This window comes from Pseudoduganella namucuonensis, from assembly GCF_900116645.1.
Taxonomy (GTDB): domain Bacteria; phylum Pseudomonadota; class Gammaproteobacteria; order Burkholderiales; family Burkholderiaceae_D; genus Rugamonas; species Rugamonas namucuonensis.
On record NZ_FPBO01000004.1, the window covers coordinates 121205 to 136851 of the forward strand.

The window sequence follows — 15647 nt, forward strand, 5'->3', positions numbered from 1 at the left end:
TGGTCAAACAAGCATGAAACTGGTCTACCGTTATCGTGTGAAGTCGTTGGCCGGCCTGCTGAACCAGCAGGCGCGGGCGGTCAACTTCGTTTGGAACTACTGCAACGAAAGGCAGAAGGACGCGCTGCGCTTCAACCGCCGCTGGCACTCCGGCTTCGACCTGATCAAACTGACCACCGGCTGCAGCAATGAGCTTGGACTGCATTCCGGCACGGTCAACGACGTGTGCCAGCAGTACGCCAAGTCGCGCAGCCAGTCGCATCGTCCCTACCTGCGCTTCCGGAGCCGGAAATCGCTGGGTTGGGTGCCGCTCAAGGGCCGCGAGTTGAAGCGGGAAGGCAATGCCTTCCGCTTCGCCGGCGACACCTTCCGCGTGTTTTACTCGCGACCGCTGCCGGAAGGGAAAATCCTGGACGGCACCAACTTTTCCCGCGACCGCCGTGGCAACTGGTTTCTGAACATCGTGCTGGAAGTCGCGGAGCCGCCCGCAAGGACGCCGGTGCGTGGGGTTGGCATCGATCTGGGCCTGAAGGAATTGGCCACACTGTCCAATGGCGAAAAAATCGAAGCGCCACGGATTTACCGCGAAGCCGAAGCGGCGCTGGCGGTGGCGCAGCGCGCCCGCAAGCGGCGGCGGGTAACCGCCATCCACGCCAAGATCGCCAATCGCCGGCGCGATTTCCTTCACAAGTGTTCCACCCGCATGGTGCGCGACTTCGACTACATCGTGGTCGGCAATGTCCAGGCCGCCGCGCTGGCCAAAACCCGCATGGCGAAGTCGGTGCTGGACGCGGGCTGGTCGTCCTTCCGTAATCAACTGGCGTACAAGGCCGTTAGGCATGGCGCCTGGTTCGAGGAAGTGGACGAACGTTTCACCACCCAGGTTTGCTCGAACTGCGGCACGTTGCCGGAGTCCAGGCCGAGAGGTATCGCGGACCTTGGAGTAAGGGAATGGCGATGCAGCGATTGCGGTGCCGAACATGATCGTGATCTCAATGCCGCGTTAAACATTCTCCGTCGCGGACGTGCGACGCTAGCTGTAGGAATCTCCGCCCTTTAGGGCGGAGAGGACGTCAAGACTCTCCTTTTAGGTGTCGGACAGCTGCAAGGGGCGCTTGTGGCGCAGCAGCGTGGTGAAAGCGGCCGCCTCCAGGGGGCGGCTGTAGTAATAACCCTGCATCTCGTCGCAGCCGTGCGCCGCGAGGAAGTCGACTTGCTCGCGCGTTTCCACGCCCTCGGCGATGACGCGCATGTTCAGGTTGTGGGCCAGCGAGATCACCGACAGCGCGATGGCCGCGTCGCTGGCCTTGGCGGTCACGTCGTCCACGAAGGACTTGTCGATCTTCAGCACGTCGATCGGGAAGCGCTTCAGATAGGCCAGCGACGAATAGCCGGTGCCGAAGTCGTCCAGCGAAATGGCGACGCCGATGTCCTTCAGCCGCCGCAGCGCCTCCACCGCCTTGTCAGGGTCGCCCATCACCGTGCCCTCGGTGATTTCCAGCCCCAGGCTGGCGGCGGCGATGCCGTGCCGGCGCAGCAGGCCCTCCACCACGGGCACCGTGCTGTCGTGCGCGAACTGGCTCCCGGACAGGTTGACCGCCACCTTCACCTGGCCCAGGCCCTCGTCCCGCCACTGCCGGATCTGCGCGCACACCGTCTCCAGCACCCACACGCCGATGGCGTTGGTCAGGCCGTATTCCTCGGCCAGCGGGATGAAGCGGTTGGGCGGCACCTTGCCCAGCACCGGATTGTCCCAGCGCAGCAGCGCCTCCGCGCCCAGCATGGCGCCGGTGCGCAGGCACACCTGCGGCTGGTAGTGGACCGCGAATTCGCCGCGCCCAGGGTGCAGGATGGCGCCGCGCAGCTGCGCCTGCATGGCCAGCTTGCCGCGCAGGTCGGCGTCCATGCGCTCGGTGAAAAAGGCGTAGCTGTCGCGCCCCGTCTCCTTGGCGCGGTACAGCGCCGTGTCGGCGTGGCGCAGCAGTTCGTCCAGCGTGTCGCCGTCGCCGGGGCTGACGGCGATGCCGATGCTGGTGCTCAGCGAGATGGTCTGCCCCTCGATCTGCAGCCCGTCGCGCAGGCCGCCCAGGATGGCGTCGGCGATGGCGATGGTGGCGCTGCAGCGGGCGTCGTCCGGCACGATGACCAGGAACTCGTCGCCGCCCTGGCGCGACACCACGTCGCCCTCGCGCACGCAGCCGCGCAGGAAGCGCGCCACCGCCTTCAGCGCCTGGTCCGCCACCAGCGGGCCGTAGGAGTCGTTGACGCTCTTGAAGCGGTCCAGGTCCAGGCACAGCACCGCCACGCACTGGCCGTCGCGGCGCGCCGCCAGCGCCTCGCCGAAGTCCCGGCGCGCCTGCTCGCGGTTGGGCAGGCCGGTCAGCGCGTCGTAATAGGACAGGAAGTCGATCAGGTGCTGCTCGGCCTTGCGCTCGGTGATGTCCATGATCACCACGATGTAGTTCTCCACCACGCCGCCGGCGCCCGCCACGGACGACACGCTGAGCAGGCCGGGATAGGTGGCGCCGTTCCTGCGCACCGCCAGCAGCTCGCCGGACCAGTGGCCGTGCGAGGCCAGGCTGCGCATCATGCCCTCGTAGACGGCCGCGTTGCGCTGCACGGTGTGCAGCGACGTCACGTGCCGGCCCGCCACTTCCTCGCCGGCGTAGCCGGAGATGGTGCTGAAGGCGGGGTTGGTGGCGACGATGTTGCCGGCGGCGTCGGTGATGACGATGCCGTCCTGCGCGGCGCTGAACACCTGGCTGGCCAGGCGCAGCGCGTCCTCGTTGGCGCGGCGGCGCTCCACCTCGGCCTCCAGCGACACGGCCAGCGACGCCAGTTCGGCGGTGCGCTCGGCCACGCGCCGCTCCAGCGACTCGCGTTCGGCGGCCAGCGCCTGCTGCGCGCGGCCCAGCCGCACCTGGGCGTCGGTGCGGGCCAGGATCTCCTCGGCCTGGAAGGGCTTGGCGATGAAGTCGACCCCGCCCAGGGCGAAGCCGCGCACCTTGTCGTCGGTGTCGTGCTGGGCGGACAGGAAGATCACGGGAACGTGGCGCAGGTCGGGCGACGCCTTCAGGCGGCGGCACACCTCGAAGCCGTCGATGCCGGGCATGCGCACGTCCAGCAGGATCAGCTCGGGCGGACGCGATTGCGCGGTCCACAGCGCCAGCTCGCCGTTCGGGGCCTGGCGCACGTGGTAGCCCGCCTCCGTCAGCAGGTCGCTCAACAGTTTCAGCGAGGCCGGCGTGTCCTCCACGATCAGCACTTCCCCCTTGCTTGCTTGGTCCGCCCGCATCATGTCCTTTCCGCCCACTGGCAATCCCGCCACGCTACCATATATTCGACGCCGCCCCAAGGGCCGGGACGCGCCGCCATCCGGCTCATGCCTGCTCCTTCACGTTGCGGCCCCGCTCCTGCAGCAGCGCGCACAATTGCGGATAGGCGTGCTGCGCCAGCATCGCCTCGATGCCGGCCACCACGTCGGCCAGCTCCGGCGGCAGCGCCGCCAGCAGCGCGGCCACTTGGGCCAGGTTCAACTGGCGCACGGCCTCGTGCAAGGGGACGCGCAGCGCGGCCGGCAGCCGTTCCAGCTGCGCGGCCGTCAGCGGCGGTGGCGGCGCGCCGCCATGCGCGGCGCCGCCCGCCGGCGCGGCCCGGGACGCGTGCGCCTCCCGGTCCGCCGCCAGCGGCCGGGCCGGCACGGTGAAGCGGAACGCCGCGCCCTCGCCCGGCGCGGACTCCACCGTCAAGGTTCCGCCCATCAGCTGCACGAACTCGCGCGAGATGGCCAGCCCCAGGCCGGTGCCCTCGCGCGCGCCGCTGTGGGGGTCGGCGCCGGCCTGCACGAAGGGCTCGAAAATGCGTTGCTGGTCGGCCGGGGCGATGCCCGGCCCGGTGTCGATGACCGCGAACGCCAGCCGCCAGCCGCCGGGGCCACCTCCATCGCCATCGCCGTGGACATGCTCGGCGCGCGCCCGCAGCGTGACCAGCCCGTCGCTGCTGAACTTGACCGCGTTCGACATCAGGTTCAACAGCACCTGGCGCAGCTTGGTGCCGTCGATCAGCACCCGGGCCGGCAGGTCCTGGCAGTCCAGCCGCAGCGCCAGGCCGGCCTGGCGCGCGCGGATGCTGACCATGTCCACCACCTCCTGCAGCATTTCCGGCAACGGCAGCGGCTCGGGCTGCAGCCGCGAGCGGCCGGCCTCGATGCGCGACAGCTCCAGGATGTCGTTGATCAGCGCCAGCAGGTGCTGGCCGGAGCCGTGGATGATGCCCAGGTTGCGGCGCTCCTCGGGCAGCATATGCCCGGCGTCGGCCATCAGGCGCGAGAAGCCGATCACCGAATGCAGCGGCGTGCGCAGCTCGTGGCTCATATTGGCCAGGAACACGCTCTTGGCGCGGTTGGCCGCCTGCGCCTGCGTCACCGCCACCGACAGGGCCTCGGTGCGGTCGGCCACCAGGTCCTCCAGGTGGTGGCGGTGGCGCCGCAGTTCCTGCTGCGCCAGTTTGTGCGCGGTGATGTCGTAGTTCACGCCCACCATGCGCGCCGGCTGGCCGGCGGCGTCGCGGAACAGCATGGCGTCGACCTGGATATGGTGCACCGAGCCGTCCGGCCACACGATGCGGAACTCGTCGGCCATGTCGCCCGCGCCCTCCAGCGCGCGCCGCAGCGAGGCCTGGGCGCGCTCGGCGTCCTCGGGATGCAGCTGGTCCAGCCACAGCTGGAGCGGCGAGGCCACGCCGGCGCGCGTGGCGCCGTACAGGCGGAACATCTGGTCGTCCCATTCGGCCACGCCGGTCTGGATGTTCCAGTCCCAGATGCCGATGCCGGCCGCGCGGGTGGCGATCCGCAGCCGCTGCTCGTTGGCCTGGATGGCCTGGTAGCGCTGGTCCAGCAGCGCCACCATCTCGCGGATGGTGGCGTACAGCCGTTTCAGCTCGCCGAAGAACCAGGCGCGCGGCGGCTGCGCGCCCGGGTTCAGGCCCGCCTCCACGTCGGCGGCGTAGCGGCCGATGGCCTGCACCGGTTTCAGCATCAGGTGCCACAGCACCGCGTACAGGCCCGCCACCAGCACCAGGTCCAGCACCACGATCATGCCGACGATGCCGGTCGCGCGCTGGCGCAATTCGCCCAGCAGGGCCTCGGGCGAGGCGTACAGCGTGATGCTGCCGATGCGCTGGCCCTCGACCATCATCTGGCGCCGCTCGACCAGCAGGCCGGCGTCCTGCGGCGCCACCGGGCTGCCGACCAGCAGGCCCTCCTCGTTGCGCAGCAGGATGTAGGGATGGGCGCCGCCCACCGGCGTGACCATGCTGGCGTGCAGGCGCCGGTTGCTCAAGCCGCTCTTCATGATGGTGACGATCTGCGCCTCGTCGAAATTCCACACCGACAGCGAGACGGCGGCCGCCAGCTCGTCCGCGCTGGCGGCCAGGCCGCGCCGCAGCTCGTCCCAGCGCTGCGCCTTTTCGCTCTGATAGAAGTACACCGCGAACGCGGCCAGCACCGCCGTGACCACGGCCGTCAGCGCCACGCTGACCAGCAGCGCGATCGAGACCTCGCCGCGCGCGCGGCGCGGGGGCACGTGGCTGGAGGGCGGCGCGGCGCGGCGCCTCACGGGCCGCTCCCGGCGTCCGCCTCGGGCGCCAGCTCGGCCCCGGCGGCGGCGTCCGCATCCCCCGGCGCCACCGCCTGCAGCTGCTCCCACAGCCGCAGGTACTCGTGGCGCTCCAGCATGCCGGCCAGGCCGGCGGCCAGCTCGGGCTGGCGCGGCGCCAGGTCGGCCAGCAGCCCGCAGGCCCGCTTGACGTCCAGCTCGCGCACCGCCAGCATCAGCGCCCGCCGCGCGGCGGCCGGCAGCCGCGCCAGCTGGGCGGCAGACGGCGGCGGCGCGGGCGGCGGCGCCTCGTCGCAGGCGTGCGAAATGAAATGCAGCGACAGCTGCCCGGCCAGCATGTCCACCAGCTTGTCCTGCTCGACCGGCTTGCGCAGGAAGCCGTCGGCGCCCGCCGCCAGCGCCTCGCGCCGATCCTCCTCGAAGGCGGACGCGGTCAGCATCACGATGCGCGGCTGGTTCAGTTCCGGCTGGCTCCGCGTCCAGCGCGTCAGCGCCAGGCCGTCCATGCCCGGCATGCGCCAGTCCATCAGCACCAGGTCCGGCTCCAGGCTGGCGATGGCCGCCAGCGCGGCCGCGCCGTCGCAGGCCTCGGCCAGCAGGAAGCCCAGCGGCTCGAGCAGGCCGCGCAGCAGCGCGCGGCAATCGGCGTGGTCGTCCACCACCAGGATCAGGCGGCCCCGCTCCTCCGGCGGCAGGCCCGCCACGCGGCGCCGCGCTGGCGCGGGCGACGCCGGCGTGCCAGCTTCCGCCGTCGCCGCCGCGACGGCGATGCCGAAGCTGAAGCAGGACCCCTGGCCCGGCGCCGACACCACCCGCAGTTCGCCTCCCATCAGGCGCACGAATTCGCGCGAGATGGCCAGCCCCAGGCCGGTGCCGCCATGCCCCCCATACAGGCCGCCGCCGGCGCCGCCGTGTGCCTGCACGAAGGGTTCGAAGATGCGCCGCTGGTCCTCCGGCGCGATGCCCACGCCGGTGTCGCGCACGGCGAACGCCAGCCGCGTCCCGCCATCGGCCAGCGGCTCGCCTTGCAGCGACAGCGTGATGCTGCCGCGCTCGACGAACTTGACCGCGTTCGACAAGAGGTTGAGCAGCACCTGCCGCAGCTTGGCGCCATCGGCCAGCACCAGCGGCGGCACGCCGCCCGACTCCAGCCGCAGCGCCACGCCGGCCTGCTCGCTGCGCACCCGCACCATTTCCAGCACCTCCAGCAGCAGCGGCGCCAGCGCCAGCGGCCCCGGTTGCAGCTGCACCCGGCCCGCCTCGATCTTGGACAGTTCGAGGATGTCGTTGATCAGCGTGAGCAGGTGGTGGCCGGAGCGGTTGATGATGGCCAGGTGGCTTTTTTCCTGGTCGACGATGGTGGTGGAATCGGCCAGCATCTGCGAGAAGCCGATCACGGAATTGAGCGGCGTGCGCAGCTCGTGGCTCATATTGGCCAGGAACACGCTCTTGGCGCGGTTGGCCGCCTGCGCGTCCGTCACGGCCACCGACAGCGCCGCCGTGCGCTGCTGCACCAGTTCCTCCAGGTGGTTGCGGTGCCGCAGCAGCTCCCGCTGCGCGCGTTTGCGCTCGCTGATGTCGACATAGCCGACCCGCACCAGGCGCCGTCCCGCCGTCGGCAGGCTGGCCAGGCTGACCTCGCACGGGAAGACGCGGCCGGCCGCGTCGCGCACGGTGCGCTCGAACACCAGGTCCTCGCCGGCGCAGGCGCGCTCGCCGTTGGCGTGGATGGCGTGTTCCGGCGTGACGCCGTCGAACTGCTCGGGCGGATACAGCGCCACCGGCCCGGACGCCATCAGCGCCGCGCGGCTGTAATGGAACAGGCGCTCGGCCTTGCTGTTGGCGTCCACGAAGCGGCGCAGGTCCAGGTCGTACACCATGATGGCCTCCGGCGCGTGCTCCACCAGCACCCGGAAGCGCGCCTCGCTTTCGCGGCTGCGCTGCTCGCTGCGCGCCAGGCGGCGCCGCTGCAGCAGCAGCGCGGCCAGCATCGCGGTCAGCAGCACGAAGGCGGCGCCGGTCAGCAGCATCTCGCCGCGGTACTGCTGCCACGGCGACGGCGGCCGGTTGATCAGCAGCGCCTCCGGCGCCACCCGCGCCGGGTCGATGCGCCAGCGCCGCAGTTGCTGCCAGTCGTACATCAGCACCGGGGCCGACGGCAGCGCCGTCACCGGCCGCGCCAGGGCCAGGCTGCCGTCCAGCAGCGCCGCCGAATACGCGGCCAGGCGCTCCGCCTCGCGCCCCAGGTGGCGCACCGAGCCGCCCAGCATGCCGAGGCCGACGCCGGTGTCGTACAGCGCGAACACGGGCACGCTGGAGGCGGCCGTCAGCGCCAGCGCGAACTCGTAGTTGGAGACGGCGGCGCCGTCCACGTCGCGGTTGGTGGTGCCGTGCACCAGCACCGTGCCGGCCGGCAGGCGCGCCACGTAGCCGCGCATGGCGGCGAAGCTCATGCCGTCCGTGTATTCGATCGCCAGCCGGTCCCGCCACGGCGCCAGCGCCAGTTGCGCGGCGCGCTTGAAGGCCTGGTCCGCGCCGCCCACGCCCACCGCGATCACCACGCGGCGCGTGGCCGGCAGCAGCCGCAGCGCCTGCGCCATGGTGCCCGGCAGGTCCGGCGCCATCAGCTGGATCGCCACCCGGCGCTGGCCGGCCTGGCGCGCGGGGATGGGCGCCTGCTCGTCCGACAGCACGGGCGCGCCCGGCGCCATGCCCCGCAGCTCGTCCAGCGCGTAGTTGAGCGTGGGCTCCTGCAGCGCCACGATCAGGTCCGGCGGCTGGGCGCCGTACTGCAGCTCCAGCAGTTCGCGGCGGCGGCGCTGGGCGTCCGGGCCGCTGTTGCGGTTCAGGTTCAGGTATTCCACCATCAGGTTTTCCGCGCCGACGCCGCGCGCCGTCATCGCCGAGGCGTAGCTCCGGATGGCCGCGTCCACGCCGGGACGCCCGTAGCCGTAGGAATTGAGCAGCAGGATGCGCTTGCCCGCGAGGGCGGGGTTGCCGACGGTGGCGGTGGCGGTGGTGGCGATGGTGGCTGCGGGGGCGGGGGGGACTGGATGGACTGGGGTGGAGGGGCTGGGTGTCGCGGAGGCAGGAATGGAAGCCATGATGGGGGCCATGAGCGGGGCCGCGATGGGCGCCGCCCGCGCGCCCCCCGGCGGCGGCGAGGCGGCGGCCAGCGCCAGCGCGCAGGCCGCCAGCAGGCGCGCGCCCGGAGCGCGCGCCGCGGCGCCGGATGCTGTCGTTGTCGCTGTAGCCATGTCCATGCCGATGAGATTAGCGGGGGGGAGCGCGGCGCCGCCAAGTCCGCGCCACTAGCAGATGATAAGTTTAACCCGGGGGCAAGTCCAACCATTTGTCGCGCCCGCGCCACCGTACTATTGGACGGCGCCGTGGCCGGGATCGGAAACGCCCAGGCGGTTGGCCATCTGCACCAATTCGGCCAGCGAGCCGGCGCCCAGCTTTTCCATCAGGCTGCGGCGGTGCGCCTTGACGGTGCGCTCCGTGTTGCCAAGCTCGAAGGCGATCTGCTTGTTCAACAGCCCCCGTACCACCAGCGCGAACACTTCCCGCTCGCGCGCGGTGAGCATGGCGGCGCGCCCGCGCAAGTCGCTCAGGAGGCTGTCGCGCGCGGCGGCCGTCTCGTAGCGCCGCATGGCGCGGCCGATGGCGTCCAGCAGCGCCTCCTTGCCCACGGGTTTGGACAGGAAGTCCTCGGCGCCGGCCTTGATGGCGCGCACGCTCATGGCGATGCTGCCGTTCCCGGTCAGGAACACGATGGGCAGGATGCTGCCGCTGGCGCGCAGCCGGTCCTGCAGTTCCAGCCCGCCCAGGCCCGGCATGTCCACGTCGAGCAGGATGCAACCGGCCTCGCCGCCTGTCCCGGCGCGCAGGAAGGCCTCCGCCGAGGCGTGGACGTCGACCCGGTAGCCGCAGGCGCCCAGCAGGCGCGCCAGCGCCGTGCGCAGGGCGTCGTCGTCCTCGATGATGTGGATTCTCACGCCCCCTCCCCGAGCGCCGGCAGCGAGAAGCCGACCGTGGCGCCGCCGCCGGGATTGTCGCTTGCCCAGATGCGCCCGCCGTGCGCCTGCACGATGGCCGAGGCGATCGACAGGCCCAGGCCCATGCCCTGCGGCTTGGTGGTGAAGAACGATTCGAACAGGCGCTCCCGGTCGCCGCCGAAGCCGCAGCCGGTGTCGTTCACCAGCACCTCGGCCATGCCGTCGCCGCGCCGCCGCGCGCGCAGCGCGACGGCGCGGGGGGCCGCCGCGTCCACCGCCTCGGTGGCGTCCAGCGCGTTCAGCACCAGGTTGACCAGCACCTGCTGCAGCTGCACCGGGTCGGCCGACACCGGCAGCGCCGCCGGCGCCGTCTCGGCCTCCAGCGCCACGCGGCGCATGCGCGCCTCGCCCGCCAGCAGCGCGCGCACCTGGGACACGGCCTCGTTCAAGTCCACCCGCTGCGCCACCGGGTCGGACTTCCTCAACAGCTCGCGCATGCGCCGTATCAGTTCACTGGCGCGGCGGTCGTCGCGCTTGATGTCGCCCAGGATCTCCTCGACGTCGCCCAGCGCCGGCGGGTCCATCCGCATGAACAGCTCGGCCGCCTCGGCGTTGCTCATGATGGCCGCCAGCGGCTGGTTCAACTCGTGCACCAGCGCCGCGCAGTACACGGTGGCGCCGGCGTTGCGGTTCATGTGGGCGATTTCGGCCAGGCGCTGGCGCGACTCGCGCCGCAGCTGGTCGTTGTGCTCGGCCAGCTGGCGCTGCAGGCGGCGGATCTTCAGGTGCGCCATCACGCGCGCGTTCACCTCCTCGAACTGGAAGGGCTTGGAGATGAAATCGACGCCGCCCACTTCGAAGCCGCGCAGCTTGTCGTCCATGTCGCTGTGGGCGGACAGGAAGATCACCGGCACCTCGTCCAGGCCGGGCATGCGCTTGAGGCGGCCGCACACCTCGTAGCCGTCGATGCCGGGCATGCGAATGTCGAGCAGCACCAGGTCGGGCGCCTGCGCCTGCGCGCTCCACAGCGCCAGCTCGCCGCTGGGCGCCTCGCGCACGCGGTAGCCGGCGTCGGTCAGCAGTTTGGAGAGCAGCCGCAGCGAGGCGGGCGTGTCTTCGACAACGAGGATTTCGCCGCGCGGGCACTCCTCCGGGGCGGCGATGGGGATGGCGGCGTGAGCCCGCATGGCGATGGCGATCCTGGTGAACGCGGTTGTACGGTCCAGACACTGGCGCACGGACGGCGCGCCGCGTCGCGGCGCGTGCCCTTGCTTAATCGTAATGGCTTGACCAGGGCCCGTCAACCTTTCAGCGCGACGGCCCTATCGTCCGCACCACGCGGCAAGGATTGCCCACCGCGAGGCTGTTGGCCGGCACGTCCCTGGCCACCACGCTGCCCGCGCCGATGGTGCAGTTGTCGCCGATGGTCACGCCGTGCAGGATGGTGACGTTGGCCCCTATCCACACGTTGCTGCCGATGGTGATGGGCAGCGCCTCGAACACGCCGGCGTTGCGCGCCACCGGATCGACCGGGTGGCTGGCCGCCGAGATCACCGTGTTCGGGCCGATCAGCACGTTGTCGCCCAGCGTCACCGGCGCGCAGTCCAGGATCACCAGGTTGTGGTTGGCGAAGCAGTTGTCGCCGACGTGGATGTTGTGGCCATAGTCGCAAAAGAACGGCGGCTCGAAATGCGCGTTGTGCGGACGGCCCATCAGCTTCGCCAGGATCTCGGCGCGCTTGGCGGTGTCGTCCTCGCGGTTGTAGGCCGCGCACAGCAGCTTGGCCTGGCGGCGCTCGACGCCGCCGGGCGAATCGGCCGGGCGGTAGGGCTGGTCTTGCATGTTCTGCTCCTTCAAGGTCGCCCGGGCGCGGCGGCGTGCAGGGCGTCGCACGCCATCGCCGCGCTCAGGAAAATCGGCCCGCCCAATTGGCGCAGCAGGTCGCTCTGTTTCAATCGGTCCAGCACCGGCCCCTTCACCTCGGCCAGGTGCAGCGTCACGCCGCGCCGGCCCAGGCTCAGGTTCCACTCCTCCAGCGCGAACAGCGCCGACGTGTCGATCGAGCTGACGGCCGTCATCACCAGCACCAGGTGGCGCGCGCCGGGATGGGTGCGCACCTCGTCCTCGATGCGTTCGCCCACCGCCTCCACGTTCCCGAAGAACAGGTTGGCGTCGATGCGCAGCATCAGCATGTCCGGCTGCGTCTCGGCCGGATAGCGCTCGATGTTGCGGAAATGCTCGCTGCCCGGTATCCGCCCCAGCACGGCGATGTGGGGACGGCTGGCGCGCCAGATCAGGGTGCCCATGGACAGCGCCACCCCCACCACCACGCCGGCCTCCACGCCCAGCGCCAGCACGCCGGCGCCGGTGGCCAACCAGGCGGCGGCGTCGCCGCGGTCGTAGCGCCAGGCGGTGCGCAGCGTGTCCAGCTCCAGCATGCCCAGCACCGCCACGATGATGGTCGCCGCCAGCGTCGGCAAGGGCAGCAGCGCCAGCCAGCCGGTGGGGGCCGTCAGCGACAGCGCCAGCAGCGCCGCCGCGATCACGCTCGCCAGCGGCGTCCGCGCCCCGGCCGCGAAATTCACCGCCGAGCGCGACATGCTGCCCGTGACGGGGAAGCCGCCCGACACCATGCTGGCCACGTTCGCCGCCCCCAGGCCGATCAGTTCATGGTTGCTGACCAGCTTCTCGTTGCGCTTGAGCGCCAGCGCCTGCGCCGAGGACATGCTCATCAGGAACACCACGAAGCCGATCAGCAGGCCCGGCTGCAAGAGCGCGCGCCAATGCGCGGAGGACGTGGCCAGGTTCAGGTGCGGCAGGCCGGACGGCACGTCGCCGGTGGTGCGCACGCCCATCGCCTCCAGGCCGAGCAGCGGCACCAGCGCCGTCGCCGCCAGCACCACCAGCATGGGCGCCAGGCGCGCGGCGACGTCGGCGGCGGACGGCCGCATGCCGCAGCGCCGCAGCAGTCCCGCCAGGTGGCGTTTCGCCAGCACCAGGGCCAGCAGGGAGGCGCCGCCGAGCAGCGCGCTGGGCAGGTGAAAATGGGGAAACGGGGCCCCGAGCAGCGTGCGCACCTGTCCCGCAGCGATGACGATGGCCGCGCCGACGGTGAAGCCGCTCATGACCGGGCGCGAAAAGAAGTTCGCCAAAAAGCCCATGCGCAGCAAGCCGCACAGCAGCAAGACCAGTCCCGCCACCAGCGCCAGCTGGGCCGCCAGCACCGAATACAGGCCCGAGCCGGCCGGCGCCAGCGGCGCGATCACCGCGGCCGTCATCAGCGACACGATGGCCATGGGCCCCACCGACTGCGTCATGCTGCTGCCGAACAGCGCGTACACCACGGGCGGCAGGATGCTCGCGTAAATCCCCACGACGGGCGGCAGTCCCGCGACCAGCGCGTACGCCATCCCCTGCGGAATCATCATCATGGCCACGACGACGCCGGCCGCCACATCGCCAGGCAACATCGCGCGCCGGTACCGCCTGAGCCAATGCAGCATGCCCCACCCAATCCGCTTCGTGACAAAAGCGAAGCCTACCACGCCCACCCCGCGCATAACAGACAGCAATAAGCGCCCAGGGCTCTTTTTTCCCGCCCGCAAAAAGCGCCCAGGGCCATTTTCGCCGCGTGGCAACTTTCCGGCCCCGCCCGCACGCGCCCCCCTCCGGGGCGCGCCGGATCGTGGTTGCCTGGCGGCTAAATACGCCCAGGGCGCTTTTCGAAAATGGCCCTGGGCGGTTTATTGGCGGCGCTTACTTTTCGGTGAGGGCGGCGGTGACGGCGGCGAGGATTTCGTCGGAGCGCGCGGGGTCGGTGGCGATGCGCGCGAGGACGATGCCGCCCACCATCGCGGCGTAGTCGGCGATCGCCCGGCGGCGGCGCTCGGCGTCCGTCTCGCCCGGTTCCAGCCGGGACAGGATGGCCAACTGCTGTTCAACGCCGTTCGACAACGCCCGCCGCGCCGCCTCGCCCGCCCGCGCCACGTCCGCGCCCAGGGCGGTGACGGCGCAGCCGGCGCCCGGCCGGTCGCGGTGCCGCCCCGTCAGGTAGGCTTCGGCGATGGCCTCCCGCGGCCGGCCGGGCGCGCGCGCGGCCACGTTCGTCCAGCGCTCGGCGGATTTTTCCAGCGCCTTGCCGCAGGCCTCGGCCAGCAAATCCTCTTTCGACCCGAAATGGCCGTAGAAGCCGCCGTGCGTCAACCCGGCCGCCTTCATCAGGTCCGCCACGCCGATGCCGTCGTAGCCCTTTTCCCGAAACAGCCTGGCCGCCGTCTCGACGATGCGCTCGCGGTTCAGCGCCGCCTGCTCCCTGCTTACCTTCATCGCACACCTCCATCGTCAACGTCCATTCGCCACTATACATTATGAGCATAATATATGGCGCGTTGATGATGATGGCGGTTTAAAAACCCGAGGAAAGACTTTTAGCCGCCGGGCGCGCGACGCGAGACCGCCGCCGCCTCGGCGGCGGGCCGCTTCAGGAAGCCATCGCCAGTTCGACGCAGTTGCGCCCGGCGCGCTTGGCGCGGTGCAGGGCCGCGTCCAGGCGTTCCAGCAGGGTGCTGGCGCCCTCCTCCGGGCCGGCCTGGGCCACGCCCAGGCTGATGGTCACCGCGTCGCATCCCGGCAACTCGGTGCTGGCGATGGTCTCGCGCAGCTTTTCGGCCAGTTTCAGCGCGTCGATCGCCGAGGTGTGGGTGGCGATGATCAGGAACTCCTCGCCGCGCATGCGCACCAGCGTGTCCGACGTGCGCAGACGGCTCTGCACCGTGTGCGCCACCGTGCGCAGGGCCTGGTCGCCGCAGGGATAGCCGTAGATGTCGTTGACCGAACGGAAGTTGTCGATGTCGAAGGAAATCACGCCCAGCGGAATGCCGTAGCGGCGCGCGCGGCGGATCTCGTTGTCCAGCGCGTTCTCGCCGTGGCGACGGTTGACCGCCCCCGTCAGCGCGTCGGTCGTGGTGATCTGGGTCAGCTGGCCGGCCAGCGCGTCGTTCTGGTGCTTCAGCTCGCTCATCGCCAGGCCGAAGCTGATGAACTGCGCCAGGCTGCCGAAGCAGGAGAACTGCTCGCGCGAGAACTGCAGCGGACGGTCGAACATCATGCTGACCGCGCCCAGCACCGGACCGCCCGGCTCGCTGCGCAGCGGCATCGCCAGCACCATGCGCACGCCGCAATCGTGCAGACCCATCGCCAGCATCGGATCGCCGCCCTTCTCGGGCGCGTCCAGCAGCACCAGGTCGCCGGAACTGACCGCCAGCAGCGGCGGGAAGGCGTCGTGCTGCGGCGTTTGCAGCAGATTGTCGCCGCGGCCGAGCAGCTGCACCAGGTCCAGGTGGTTGCGCGATTCCTGCGCCTCCAGCCGCAGGTTGCCGCGCTCCTTCATATGGAACAGCGCCGTGTGGCGCACGCCGGGGAAGCTGCACAGCGCCACGCAGATCTGGCTGGCCATCAGCTGCAACTCGTCCATGCCGGTCAGCGCGCGCTGCACGCTGCGCTGCACCGTCAGCAGGTCGCGCAACTCCTTTTCCTTGTCCAGCAACTGCTGCTGGGCATTCGCGGCGGCGTCCAGCGGCACGGCCAGGGCCGCGCCCACCGCCTGCTGCAGCTCGTCGCTGAGGATGGGGCTGATACGATAGCTCAGCGGGCCGGCGCCCATCAGTTCGGGCAACCACGACGTCTTGCTGTAGGGACACAGAACCAGCACGGGCGCGCCGTGGCGGGCGCGCACCAGGTTGGCGGCCGACAGCAGGTCGCCGTGGTCCTCGTGGCCTTCCAGATCGAGCACCAGCAGGTCGACGGTCTCGCGGGCCAGCATGCCCTGCGCGCCGTCGAACGTTTCGGCCAGCAGCAGGCGATTGAAGAGCTCGCCGCAGGCGCTTTGGAATTCGCCCCGCCGCTCGCCGGCGAGGTTCAGAAACAAGCCCACACGTCGCGCGTGGCTGTCGATGTCAGGCACCATGAGATATCCCCAGACCTATTATAAGAATCGTATCCAGCCAGTTTGCCATAAAGTTAAAAAAATGCAATA

General features: G+C 70.8%; 10 protein-coding genes. 1 reads left to right on the plus strand and 9 read right to left on the minus strand.

What is annotated here, in order from left to right:
* Positions 1–13: 13 nt before the first annotated feature.
* Positions 14–1060, plus strand: coding sequence for an RNA-guided endonuclease InsQ/TnpB family protein (locus BM436_RS06130; protein WP_093554596.1), 1047 nt, complete (start codon positions 14–16; stop codon positions 1058–1060).
* Between the two features lie 27 nt (positions 1061–1087).
* Here BM436_RS06130 and BM436_RS06135 read toward each other — a convergent pair whose 3' ends face one another.
* The 9 genes from BM436_RS06135 to BM436_RS06180 all read right to left on the minus strand — a co-directional run bounded on the left by BM436_RS06135 (position 1088) and on the right by BM436_RS06180 (position 15578).
* Entirely contained in the window at positions 1088–3298 is a 2211-nt protein-coding gene (locus tag BM436_RS06135; protein ID WP_093554598.1) for a GGDEF/EAL domain-containing response regulator, read from the minus strand.
* A gap of 82 nt (positions 3299–3380) precedes the next feature.
* The gene (locus BM436_RS06140; RefSeq protein ID WP_229489201.1) at positions 3381–5615 is read right to left on the minus strand and encodes a sensor histidine kinase; all 2235 of its coding nucleotides are present in this window, start codon (positions 5613–5615) and stop codon (positions 3381–3383) included.
* Positions 5612–8872, minus strand: a complete 3261-nt coding sequence (locus BM436_RS38450; protein ID WP_143132991.1) for a response regulator — start codon at positions 8870–8872, stop codon at positions 5612–5614. Before BM436_RS38450 ends, BM436_RS06140 begins: the two co-directional genes overlap by 4 nt.
* Before the next feature lie 117 nt (positions 8873–8989).
* The gene (locus BM436_RS06155) at positions 8990–9613 is read right to left on the minus strand and encodes a response regulator transcription factor (protein ID WP_093554604.1); all 624 of its coding nucleotides are present in this window, start codon (positions 9611–9613) and stop codon (positions 8990–8992) included.
* Complete coding sequence (locus tag BM436_RS06160) at positions 9610–10800, minus strand: sensor histidine kinase (RefSeq protein ID WP_093554606.1); 1191 nt, start codon at positions 10798–10800, stop codon at positions 9610–9612. The genes BM436_RS06155 and BM436_RS06160 overlap by 4 nt, the downstream gene beginning before the upstream one ends.
* A 121-nt stretch (positions 10801–10921) precedes the next feature.
* Positions 10922–11455, minus strand: a complete 534-nt coding sequence (locus BM436_RS38455) for a sugar O-acetyltransferase (RefSeq protein WP_093554608.1) — start codon at positions 11453–11455, stop codon at positions 10922–10924.
* Between the two features lie 11 nt (positions 11456–11466).
* Positions 11467–13116: a SulP family inorganic anion transporter gene (locus BM436_RS06170; protein ID WP_093554610.1), complete on the minus strand. Its 1650-nt coding sequence runs from the start codon at positions 13114–13116 to the stop codon at positions 11467–11469.
* Positions 13117–13369: 253 nt separating this feature from the next.
* The gene (locus BM436_RS06175; RefSeq protein ID WP_093554612.1) at positions 13370–13939 is read right to left on the minus strand and encodes a TetR/AcrR family transcriptional regulator; all 570 of its coding nucleotides are present in this window, start codon (positions 13937–13939) and stop codon (positions 13370–13372) included.
* 154 nt (positions 13940–14093) lie between these two features.
* Entirely contained in the window at positions 14094–15578 is a 1485-nt protein-coding gene (locus tag BM436_RS06180) for a GGDEF domain-containing protein (protein WP_093554614.1), read from the minus strand.
* Positions 15579–15647 lie beyond the last annotated feature (69 nt).

Excerpts from the sequence above, each read along its gene's own strand:
- BM436_RS06130 (WP_093554596.1), top strand. The coding sequence starts at position 14 with ATGAAACTGGTCTACCGTTATCGTGTGAAGTCGTTGGCCGGCCTGCTG.
- BM436_RS06135 (WP_093554598.1), bottom strand. The coding sequence starts at position 3,298 with ATGATGCGGGCGGACCAAGCAAGCAAGGGGGAAGTGCTGATCGTGGAG.
- BM436_RS38450 (WP_143132991.1), bottom strand. The coding sequence starts at position 8,872 with ATGGCTACAGCGACAACGACAGCATCCGGCGCCGCGGCGCGCGCTCCG.
- BM436_RS06160 (WP_093554606.1), bottom strand. The coding sequence starts at position 10,800 with ATGCGGGCTCACGCCGCCATCCCCATCGCCGCCCCGGAGGAGTGCCCG.
- BM436_RS38455 (WP_093554608.1), bottom strand. The coding sequence starts at position 11,455 with ATGCAAGACCAGCCCTACCGCCCGGCCGATTCGCCCGGCGGCGTCGAG.
- BM436_RS06170 (WP_093554610.1), bottom strand. The coding sequence starts at position 13,116 with ATGCTGCATTGGCTCAGGCGGTACCGGCGCGCGATGTTGCCTGGCGAT.
- BM436_RS06175 (WP_093554612.1), bottom strand. The coding sequence starts at position 13,939 with ATGAAGGTAAGCAGGGAGCAGGCGGCGCTGAACCGCGAGCGCATCGTC.
- BM436_RS06180 (WP_093554614.1), bottom strand. The coding sequence starts at position 15,578 with ATGGTGCCTGACATCGACAGCCACGCGCGACGTGTGGGCTTGTTTCTG.